Origin of the sequence: Corallococcus sp. CA053C, assembly GCF_003611675.1 — a bacterium.
In the GTDB taxonomy this organism is placed as follows: domain Bacteria; phylum Myxococcota; class Myxococcia; order Myxococcales; family Myxococcaceae; genus Corallococcus.
This window is the reverse complement of the sequence record NZ_RAWA01000368.1, coordinates 1-9,905: the sequence shown is the minus strand read 5'-3', so window position 1 is coordinate 9,905 and position 9,905 is coordinate 1. Positions and strand designations below refer to the sequence as shown.

At 71.3% G+C, this 9,905-nt stretch carries 10 protein-coding genes; 4 read left to right on the top strand and 6 right to left on the bottom strand.

The genetic code is table 11. From position 1 onward, the window contains the following. The coding region (locus D7V97_RS33755) for a molybdenum metabolism regulator (RefSeq protein WP_120614733.1) at positions 1-606 on the top strand (606 nt) is incomplete at its 5' end. 18 nt (positions 607-624) lie between these two features. Here D7V97_RS33755 and D7V97_RS33750 read toward each other — a convergent pair. After that, complete coding sequence (locus D7V97_RS33750; RefSeq protein ID WP_233583393.1) at positions 625-1,431, bottom strand: hypothetical protein; 807 nt, start codon at positions 1,429-1,431, stop codon at positions 625-627. A 176-nt stretch (positions 1,432-1,607) separates the two neighbouring features. Here D7V97_RS33750 and D7V97_RS33745 point away from each other — a divergent pair, with 176 nt between their 5' ends. Both D7V97_RS33745 and D7V97_RS33740 read left to right on the top strand, forming a co-directional pair. After that, positions 1,608-2,816 (top strand): substrate-binding domain-containing protein, encoded by a 1,209-nt coding sequence (locus D7V97_RS33745; RefSeq protein ID WP_120614730.1) that lies wholly within the window; start codon positions 1,608-1,610, stop codon positions 2,814-2,816. A gap of 117 nt (positions 2,817-2,933) precedes the next feature. Next, positions 2,934-4,433, top strand: a complete 1,500-nt coding sequence (locus D7V97_RS33740; protein WP_147445081.1) for a YncE family protein — start codon at positions 2,934-2,936, stop codon at positions 4,431-4,433. 25 nt (positions 4,434-4,458) lie between these two features. Here D7V97_RS33740 and D7V97_RS33735 read toward each other — a convergent pair whose 3' ends face one another. The 4 genes from D7V97_RS33735 to D7V97_RS33720 all read right to left on the bottom strand — a co-directional run bounded on the left by D7V97_RS33735 (position 4,459) and on the right by D7V97_RS33720 (position 7,100). Next, positions 4,459-4,740, bottom strand: a complete 282-nt coding sequence (locus D7V97_RS33735; RefSeq protein WP_120614728.1) for a FruA-associating protein, FapA — start codon at positions 4,738-4,740, stop codon at positions 4,459-4,461. A 127-nt stretch (positions 4,741-4,867) separates the two neighbouring features. After that, entirely contained in the window at positions 4,868-5,749 is an 882-nt protein-coding gene (locus tag D7V97_RS33730) for an aldo/keto reductase (protein WP_120614727.1), read from the bottom strand. Next, positions 5,746-6,555 carry a hypothetical protein gene (locus tag D7V97_RS33725; RefSeq protein WP_120614731.1) on the bottom strand — a complete coding sequence of 270 codons (810 nt, stop codon included), beginning with the start codon at positions 6,553-6,555 and terminating at the stop codon, positions 5,746-5,748. Before D7V97_RS33725 ends, D7V97_RS33730 begins: the two co-directional genes overlap by 4 nt. A gap of 95 nt (positions 6,556-6,650) precedes the next feature. Then, a complete protein-coding gene (locus D7V97_RS33720; protein ID WP_120614726.1) occupies positions 6,651-7,100 on the bottom strand; it encodes a Spy/CpxP family protein refolding chaperone in 450 nt (149 codons plus the stop codon). Between the two features lie 159 nt (positions 7,101-7,259). Between D7V97_RS33720 and D7V97_RS33715 the strand changes: the two genes are divergently transcribed. Beyond that, entirely contained in the window at positions 7,260-8,192 is a 933-nt protein-coding gene (locus D7V97_RS33715) for a CPBP family intramembrane glutamic endopeptidase (RefSeq protein WP_120614725.1), read from the top strand. 3 nt (positions 8,193-8,195) lie between these two features. Here the strand turns inward: D7V97_RS33715 and D7V97_RS33710 are convergent, their stop codons facing one another. Further along, a complete protein-coding gene (locus tag D7V97_RS33710; RefSeq protein WP_233583392.1) occupies positions 8,196-9,749 on the bottom strand; it encodes a sulfatase in 1,554 nt (517 codons plus the stop codon). Between the last annotated feature and the right edge of the window lie 156 nt (positions 9,750-9,905).

The window sequence follows — 9,905 nt, the reverse complement described above, 5'->3', positions numbered from 1 at the left end:
CCCCCGGCGCTCGTGCTGCCCCGCCGCGTGGCGCCCGCCACGCCCGGCCCGGAACAGGTGACCGCGGCCGCTGCCGCGCTCTCCCTGCTCCAGTCCCGCCTCAAGGGCCCGTCCTGGAAGGTGACGCGGCTGGCGCGCAAGGCCCGGCGGGCCCTGCGGGCCCTGGGCGGCGTGGACCCCGCGGCGCACCCGGCGCTGGCCGCGCCCTTCGCCGCGTTGATGGCGCACGTGGTGAGGCCCAAGGCGGAGGGACGGCTGCCCCTGCGCCACGCGCTCGGGCTCCTGTCCGCGGTGGACGTGGCGGCCTTCCAGCGCGCGACCCAGGTGTGGACGGCCGCCCCCGCCGGCCTCGCGCCCACGGGCGTGGCGGCCGCGCGGACGCTGGGCGACCCGGAGCTGGCGCTGCGGGTGACGGCGCTCCTCGCCGAGCGTCCGGACCTGCGCGACGGCTCCGAGGACGCGTGGGCGAAGCGCTGGACCGTGCTCAAGCCGCACGTGGAGGCCCACCTGGGCAGCGCGGGCAGCTCGCTCGCGGCCTTCGTCGGCGGGGTGGACGCGGGCGGCGACGCGCACCTGTCGAAGCGGCTCGCCCGGCTGGGGGCGTGACGCCCGCGTTCTCCGCCTTCAGTGCACCTCTTCCGCGGCGGCCGCGGCCGGGGGCGTGGCGGAGCCAGGCTCGCGGTCCATCTCCTCGGTGGGATAGGCGCGCGCCGCATCCAGGTACTTCTGGGGCTGCACGCGCCGGCGGTCCTTGCGGCTGAGGTTCTCCGGGCTCACCAGGGTGGGCTCGCCGTCGGCCAGCTTCTCCACGCGGTGCCCGTCACAGAAGAGCCACTCGGTGCGCCCGTCCGGCGACTGCCGCGCGAAGTACAGGTCCGGCTGGCCCACCTGGGGATCCTTCGAGCACCACGTCCCGCGCGCCTTCTCCTCGCGCGCCGGGGCCTCTTCCCGCCACTGCTTCCGCGCCGCTTGCAGGGCCACCGCGGCCTGGATCTGCGGCCCCTGGGCCATCAGCCCCTGCGCCTCCTTCACCAGCGCCGCGCCCCGCTGCGCCAGGTCCGGGAACGCGCCCGAGCGCCGGAAGCCGCAGGTCTGGAGGGCCCGGAGGTTGCCCTCGTGCACCTTCAGCACGGGCGGCAGCGTGCGCAGCCCCTCCTCCAGCAGCGCCAGCTGCTGGGGCTGGTCCGGTGAGGCCGGGTCCTGCGCCTGCGCCGTCTCCTTGATGAAGCGCGCCAGCAGGCCGTTCACCGCCGTCAGCTCGTCGGAGAACCAGCGCGGCTCCGCATCACAAGGGCTCGCCTTCGACCCCGAATAGTCCCGATACTCCGCGCGGGACATGCCCAGGGCATAGTGCTGCACGGGCGGAGCCTGCTTTCCCGCGCATCCTCCGAGCAGCACGCCCCATCCCAGCAGCGCGATTCGCCGACGCATTGCCATCATCGGTCCAGTCTGCCATCCGCTTTGGGGTCGAACAAACGTTCTGGAAGGCATCCGGCCGACCTCCTCTCCGGAGGGAGGGCGGCCAGGGGAGAAGCGGTGGGTGACATGGTTGTGACAACGGCACCGCCGGACTTTCGCGGGGTGCGACCCGGGGTACGAGGCTGCACATGAAGCCGCGGCTCCTCCTCCTCATTGGCGTGCTGGCCGCGCTGTTCGGGGTGTCCTACCTGCTGGCGACCCCGGAGGCGCCGCGCCCAGGAGCGTCGGAGTCGGCGTCGGAGTCGGAGCCGGAGCCCGCGCGGCCCCCGTCGCGTCGGCGGGTGACGGACATCACGTTCCTCTACAGCACGGAGAAGCGCGAGTGGGTGGAGGCGGCGCTCGCGGACTTCCAGCGCACGCACCCGCACGTGCGGGTGACGCTGGTGGGGCGGGGCTCGCTGGAGGCGGCCCAGGCCATCCTGGAAGGCCGCGAGCAGCCCACGGTGTGGAGCCCGGCGGACAGCGCCGTCTTGCGCATGCTGGCGGCGGACTGGGCGACGGACGCAGCCCACGGGCCGCTGTTCGCGACGGACGGAGACGCCGCGCCGCAACCGTTGGTCATCACGCCGCTCGTCTTCGTGGGCTGGCAGGACCGGATGGACGTGCTGCGCAAGGCGGGCGGGGGCGGGCACCTGTCGTGGAAGACGCTCCAGCGCGCGGTGGCGAGCGACCAGGGCTGGCCCGCGGTGGGAGGCCCGGCCGAGTGGGGCTTCGTGAAGCTGGGCCACACCGACCCGACGAAGTCCAACTCCGGCCTGCAGGCGCTGCTGTCCGCGACGCTGGAGTACCTGGGGCGCCGTGCGGGGGTGAAGGAAGCGGACCTGCTGGACCCCGGCTACCAGGAGTGGCTCAAGCGGCTGGAGCGGGGCGTGACGCGCTTCGAGCCCTCCACCGGCATCTTCATGACGGACCTGGTGCGCTTCGGTCCGTCCCGCTACGACCTGGCGCTGGTGTACGAGAGCCTGGCCATCTCGCAGCTGGGCAACGCGAAAGGACGCTGGGGGCAGCTGCAGGTGGAGTACCCGCCGGTGACGCTGTGGAGCGACCATCCGGCGGCGGTGCTCCAGGCGGACTGGGTGACGTCCGAGCAGCGCGAGGCGGCGCTGGAGTGGGTGCGCTTCCTGCGCAGCCGGCCGGTGCAGGAGCGGGCCCTGGCGTTCGGCTTCCGGCCGGCGGATCCGTCCGTGCCGCTGAAGACGGCGAACGAGGACAACCCCTTCACGCGGCTGGCCGCCCAGGGCATCCGGGTGGACGTGCCGCCCGCGGCGGAGGTGCCGGACGCGTCCGTGCTGCGCACCCTGCTGGACCTGTGGTCGCGCATGGGTGTGGGGCGCTGAACAGACGTCCTGTCGCTTTCCCATGACCCGGGGAGGGGCCTCGCTCCGTAACCGCAATGCCCCTTCTTTCGTCCGCCGGGCCGGCGATGGGCGCTCAACGCAGTGCAGGAAGAACCCATGTCATCTCAACGAAGCAGCCTCCTCCCGCGCCGAGCGCGGACGGCCCTGGGCCTGTTGCTGCTCGGGATGGGTCTGGCGGGATGCCACGAGAAGCCGGGTGGCGGCGTGGATGCGGGCACGGTGCCGGACGCTGGCTCCGGAACGGAATCGTCCTTCCAGACGCTGGCGAAGGAGGCCCACCTGCTCCTGGTGGATGAACGGCAGCGCTTCCTGCTGTCCACCCGGGACGACGGCACGTACGCGCAGGTCCTGCCCACGGGCGAGCCCACGCGGATCGCGCCGAAGGCCGGAGCCGCCGCCAGCGCGAGCGATGGCAGCGCCGCGCTGCTGTGGAGCGGGGGGCTGGTGCAAGAGCGGTCCGTCTGGGTGTGGCGGCCCGGCCTGCCGAGCGCCATCACCGTGTCCACCCAGGCACGGGGCGACGTGGTCCATGACGGTGCGCTGAGCTACGTGGCCTTCTTCGAGCGCGATGCCGAGGGCGCGAACCTCCTTCGCGTGGCGCGGATGGAGGCGTGCACCTCCGAAACCTGCACGCTCACGACGCTGCTGCGGCTGGGGAGTGACACGCCGACGACGCTCCAGAGCGGCGGGCGGATCCTGTTCGTCTCCGTCGGAGCGCACGTCTGGCTCATCGACGTGCCGACCGGTGCCGTCACGGACCTGGACCTGGGCCCGTTGCAGGGACATGCGTTCTTCTCCCCGGGCGGCACCCGCTATGGCTGGGCCACCTTGGAGGGCCACGTCCAGGTCTTCGACACCGCCACGGGCGCCCTGCTGTGGGACCACGTCTGGCGGAATGAGGCCCAGAAGCCGGGGTGGCATCCCTTCTCCCCGTTCATGCTGGACGAGGAGAACGTCATCGTGAACACCGAGGGACGGTGGGTGGGGGCGCCCCCCGAAGTGCCATGGGGCCATTCGGTCTTCGTGTGCGACGGCCAGGGATGCACCGAGCCCGTGACCCAGAACATGTGCTGGGGCGTCTCTCTGGGAGAACAGCCGGCCATGTACTGCCGGCAGGACCTGTGCATCTCCGTCCGGTGTGACCTGGTCAATTCATTCCGGGACACCGCGGGCCGCTGGCTCTACCGGAGCGGAGAGCTGGGCACCCTGCTCGGCCCCGTCTTCACCGAGGGCTTTGGGGACGCGGTGCGGTTGAAGGGGGATTCACAGGGGAACCGCTGGCTGCAGTGGGATGAGGCCTCCAGGGAGACGAAGCATGAGGTGCGGGGCGAGGCCCCGGCGGAACCCTTCGTGCTCGTCCCGGGCCCGCGGCGGCTCCTGTACCGCCAGTCGGTGACGCGCCAGGACGGTGCGACGGAAGAGCACCTGTTCACCTGGAACCGCCAGGAGGTGGTCGACCTGGGGAGGCTGGAGGGCATGCCGTTCCACGGTGCCCCTGTCATCGTGCGCGACAATCCGCCCGCGCTCTACCTGGACGTCAGCCAGGTGCAGCAGGACGGGAGCACGTCCCTCTCCATCGTCCGCGTTCCGCTCTGACCCACGCCGGGCCCGGGCGCTGCGCCTACTGCGGACGCATCAGGAACTCCGCGACGCGCAGCGCCCAGGCCTCGGCGGAGTCCAGCTCCGAGCGGGCGTCGCAGAAGCGATCCAACGACGCGTCCGAACCATCCCGCGCGAACACCGCTTCGTTGAACTCCTTCTGGGCGTTGCTGAGCCACTGGCCCGCCCGAAGGCGCAACCAGGCCGCCACCTGTGGGGTGTGCTCCACCTGGTGCAGATCCAACGATGAGGGGTGGATCTCCGCCGACTCTCCCTGCTTCTCAGACTCCGGCATCTCGTTCATGTCCGGATGTTCGGCATGCACCCAAGAGCTAGCACCCGTCCCGGTTGGACGAGACAAACGTTGATGGTGAGCACTTGCCGGAAGCAGCACCCGCGGTACTTGACGAAGGGAGAGCCCGGGGGGCTGATCAGACAACGCCGTCCCAACCGTGGTCATTCCGACGGAAGGCGTCCCGGACCTCCTGGACCACGGGCTCCGGCAGCGGCCCCAGCTCCAGGGCCCGGGCGTTGGCGCGCAGGTTCTCCAGCCGCGTGGTGCCCACGATGCAGGTCGCCACCCCGGGCGCGTGCGCGGTGAAGCGCAGCGCCAGCTCCGGCCAGTCCAGGCCTCCGGGTTGCACGGCCATGCGCCGCATCCGGTCCCAGTACTCGCCCACGTCGTGCGAGGACGGCCGGTCGTGGAAGCGCCACGGAGCGTTGGCCAGGGGCCGCTTGGCGATGACGCCCACGCCGCGCGCCTTCGCCTTCGCGACGCCGTGGTCGAGCGAACGCTGATCAAAGACATTCACGGAGGTCTGCACCACCGCGAACACGCCCGTCTCCAGCGCGGCGTCCAGCCCGGCGTTGTCGCCCGAGTACGCGGCGGCGCGCACCTTGCCCGCCTCCACCGCGCGGGTGAGCGCCTCCAGCAGGCCGGGGCGGTGCAGCACGTCCGGGGGACACGAGTGGAAGTGCAGCACGTCCAGCACGTCGGTGCGCAGACGCTGGAGGGCCAGGTCCACGCCGCGCGTGATGCACTCGGGCGTCCAGTCCTCCACGCCGGGCACGCCGTAGCCGCACTTGGTGGACAGCACGAACTCGCGGCGCCGCGAGGCGAGGTGCCGGCCGATGCGCTCCTCGGACACGCCGTAGCTGGGCGCGGTGTCGATGAGGGTGATGCCCGCGTCCAGCACGCCGTGCAGGAGCGCGCCCGCGTCCGCGTCGCTCAAGGCCTCGCTGCCCACCGGCCCCGCGCCGAAGCCGAGCACGGACACGGTGAGGCCGCTGTCTCCCAGGGGTCGCTGCATCATCGCTTCGGGCCCTCGCCCCGCGCGGCCAGGTCGATGAAGCCGCGGATCCACGTGAGGTTGATTCTATCGCACGTCGTCGGTGGCGTGGGCGTGGTGGTCTCCAGCGCGGCGGTGTACGGCACGCCCTGGCGCGTGTACCAGTCGGTGACGCTGCCGTCGTGGAAGACGACGAAGCCGTTCTCGTCCGCGAAGCTGTTGTCATCCACCTTGCGGCTGCGCACCACGGTGGCGTGCGCGGCGCAGGCCTCCATCAGCGGGTGGTAGGCGGCCTTGTCCCCGAAGGTGTACGCGTACGTCGCGACGCCGCCCAGGTAGTTGTCCTGGTGGAGGTCCAACGCGGCGTCGGGAGGCGGGAAGCGGGCCAGGTCGGTGCGCACCGCGCGCGTCTCCTTGGGGCCGCCGTCGTACAGGGCCCAGCGCAGGATGGGCGGGTCGCCCATGAGCTCGCCGCGCCACTCACCGGGGGCGATTTCATAGCGCAGGAAGTCGTTGTTGGGCTTCTCGCCGCTGCGGTTGTAGCGCGTGCCGTCCTCGAAGCCGGAGGGGTTGATGCACGGGTAGACGCGCAGGCCCACGCCCTTCGACTTCGCGTAGGCGACGATGTCCGGCAGGTGCTGGGCGAGCGTCAGCGGGCCCGCGGGCTCCTCGCCGTGGAAGCCGGAGGTGATGACGAGCCAGCGCTCACCGGGGACGATGAGGCGGAAGAGCGGGTAGTCACGTCCTCCTTCGTGCACCTGGCCGTATTCGGTGAGCTCGCCCAGGGATGAATGGGAGCGGATGCGTCGTGCGTAGTCGGTGTAATCCACCGTGGAAACATAGCTGCGCCCGCGGGCCCTGCCCACGCTGGAGCAAGGCCCGCTCGCGAATGTGTCATGCCCAGCGCACCCCCGAGGGGACGGGCCTACTGCTGACCGGTGTGCTCGCGGTAGTCGCTGGCCAGTTCCTGACGCTGGGCCGGGGTGAGGGTGCGATGCATCTCCAGCACGGCGTCCGTCGCCTTGTGGGCAAACGCACGGAACGCGTCGATGCGCGCGTCCACCAGCGCGTGCAGCTTCGCGGCGTCCGGGTTGGGGGACTCCAGCTGGGTGAGGGCCTCCTTGCGGACGGCCTGCTGTCCCTCCATCAGCTGCTGCCCTTCGGCGAGGAGGCGGTCCTTCACGGCGTGGATGGACGTGCGCTGGGCCTCGGTGGCGTCCAGGTCATCGAGCTTGTCGTCCAGCTTCCACGTCACCATCTGCTTGATGCGCTCCGGATCCGGTGAGCCGTGGTGACCGCGGCCCCCGAAGCCGAAGCCGGTGAGGAGGGTGAAGGCGACGACGGCGGTTCCGGCGATGACGAGCTTGTTCTTCATGGCGGGGTGTCTCCAGGCGTGGGGTTCGTTGCTGCTTCCTGACTGGAGCCAATATGGGAGCCGGTCATTGAGAGGGTTTGCGCGGGGCGTGAAGAAGTGTGAAGGCAGGCGCGGGACGCCGTTCGACTTGGGCGCATGCGGGCACTAACGTCGCGCGCCATGGATTCCCAGTCCGAACCGTCCAACGCCCAGGCCGCCATGCCGTCCGCTACCGTGAAGCGCCCCCGGGTCTGGACGGTGCTGCTCGCGTTCGTGCTCATGCTGGTGACGCTCGTGATGGTGGGCGCTCTCCTCGCCGGCATCGCGATGGGCATGGAGATGGCCCGGTCCGGAGTGAAGGCCCAGGACACCGCGGCGCTGACCGCGATGATGGAACGAATCAAGCTGTTGCCCTGGCTGCACGTGGCGGGAGTGATGACGTCCAGCCTCACGGGGCTCGGCGTCGCGCTGCTGGGCGGGTGGCTGTCCCCCCGGCCGCTGCGGGAGCGTCTGCGGCTGACGACAGGAGCGTCCCTGCCCGTCTGGGCGTGGGGGGCCGCCCTGGTGGGCTGCTTCGCGCTGGGGCAGGCCCTGGAGAGCTTGTCCGTGCTCACGGGCGTATGGGATTGGACGTCGTCGCTGAAGGGGTTGCAGGCCACCAGCCAGGCCTCGTTCGGAACCTTCGCGATGCTGATGTTCTTCGGCACGCTGGTCGCGGGCACGGCCGAGGAGCTGTTCTTCCGCGGCTACGTGCAGACCCGCCTGGTGGAGCGCTGGGGCCGCTGGGGTGGCATCGCGGGAGCCGCCACGCTCTTCGGGTTCATTCATCTGGACCCCATCCACAGTCCCATGGCGCTGGTGCTGGGCCTGTACCTGGGCTGGCTCGCCGAGCGCACCGGCAGCGTCCGGCTGCCGGTGTTCGTCCACATCCTCAACAACGCGGCGTCCTTCCTCCTGACGCGCTTCGCGCTGTCCGCCACGGACCTGTCGGCCTCCGTGCACCTGGCGCTGCTGGTCGGGTGCACCCTGCTGGCGCTGGGAGCCGTGGTGCTTCTGCGGCGCACGGGCTCGTCCCCCGTGGAGGGTGCGCGGCCCGCGCTCGCCGGCTCCTGACTTTCAGTGTTCGACAGGGCGCTCCAGCTCCCTGTCCCCATCCGGCAGCGTCTCCGCGAGCCTCGCGCGCATCGCGGTGACGACGTTGGGGAAGTCCCCGGCCACGTCGCGCGCTTCCGCTGGATCCGCCACGACGTCGAAGAGCTGCACCACCACTCCGCCCGGCGTGGGCAGCTCCAGCAGCTTCCACCGCCCCAGGTACAAGCCCCGGTGCCGGGCGCGGCGCACGGTGCCTTCCCACTCGGGCTTGAGGGCAATCTCCCCCGTGGCCTTCTCCACCGTCGCCGTTTCGTAGATCCACGGGTAGGGGATGCGCACCGTCTGGTACGGCTGGCCGTCGCGGTCGCTGAACCACAGGTCCGTCTCGATGAGCGCGGGCGCGTCCGGCAGCGGCCCCGGCTCCGCCCCGGGCCTCACCAACGACGCGAGCGAGCGGCCCCGGAAGGACTCCGGCGCGCTCACGCCCAAGAGCTCCAGCACCGTGGGCGCCACGTCCAGCGAGCGCGCCCGCTGCGTCACCGTGCGCCCCTCGGCCACCTGCCCGGGCAGCCGCACCACGAAGGGGATGCGCAGCGCCGCGCCGCCCCACAGGTGGTCGCCGTGGCCCAGCCCCAGGCCCGCGTCCGCCAGGTGCTCGCCGTGGTCCGACAGCACCACCACCAGCGTGTCGTCCCACCGTCCGCGCCGCTCCAGGTCCGCGCGCAGGCTCCCCACCAGCCCGTCGAACGTGCGCACCCCCGCGTCGTAGTTCGCCCCCAGCGCGGCCACGTCCTCGGGCGCGGGGGAGGGCGCCTCCGGATCCACTTCCATCTGCGGCGTCGCGCCGAACCGCCACGGCCCCCGGTAGCCCCGCTCCACGAACTGGCCTTCCTGCGGCCACGGCGCGGCGTAGGGGAAGTGCGTGGATGAGGCGAAGACGACCAGCGCGAACGGCGCGTCCGCCGGCAACCCGTCCAACGTGCGGTGCACCCGCGCTCGCAGCGGCGCCGGGTCGGTCAGCTCCGGGAACTCGCCGCGCTCCGGGAACAGCCCCGGCGCCAGCGCCGTCCACGGCAGCAGCGCCACGTGCATGATGAGCATCCGCTGACGGATGAGATCCGGGAAGCGGAAGTCCGGCGCGGACACCTGCTGGAAGCCATACGGGAAGCGCGAGAAGTGGTCCCCCGCGTAGTCCGCCACCACCGCCGTGCGGTAGCCCTGCGCCTCCAGCACCGTGGCCAGCGTGGTGAGCTTCGTCTCCCGCGCCTCGCGGCCCACCAGCGAGTGCACCACCGGGTGCTCGCCCGCCCACTGTGACGTCAGCAGCGTCGTCCACGACGGCGCGGTGCGCGGCACCTGCACCACCGTGTCGCTGAAGCGCGTGCCCTCGTCCATCAATCGGTCGATGTTCGGGGACGTGGGCCGGGGATAGCCATTGCCCGACAGGTGATCCGGCCGGAGCCCGTCCGACGCCAGGATGAGCAGGTTCGGTCGCGCCGTCCCAGAACCCCCGGTGTCCCGCTCCGTCCGCGCCAGTCCCAGGCCCGTGAACCCCAGCACCGCCACCGCCACCGCCACGCCCCCCACCTGTCTCCTATACACATCTCCGAGCCCACGAGACGCGTAGTAATATCGTATGCCGTCTTCTGCTTGAAAAAAAAAAAAAGCGCACGTGGAAGGTGAACAGAAAATTGCTGACTTATATAAACCAACTATAGTCAAACACTATAACAT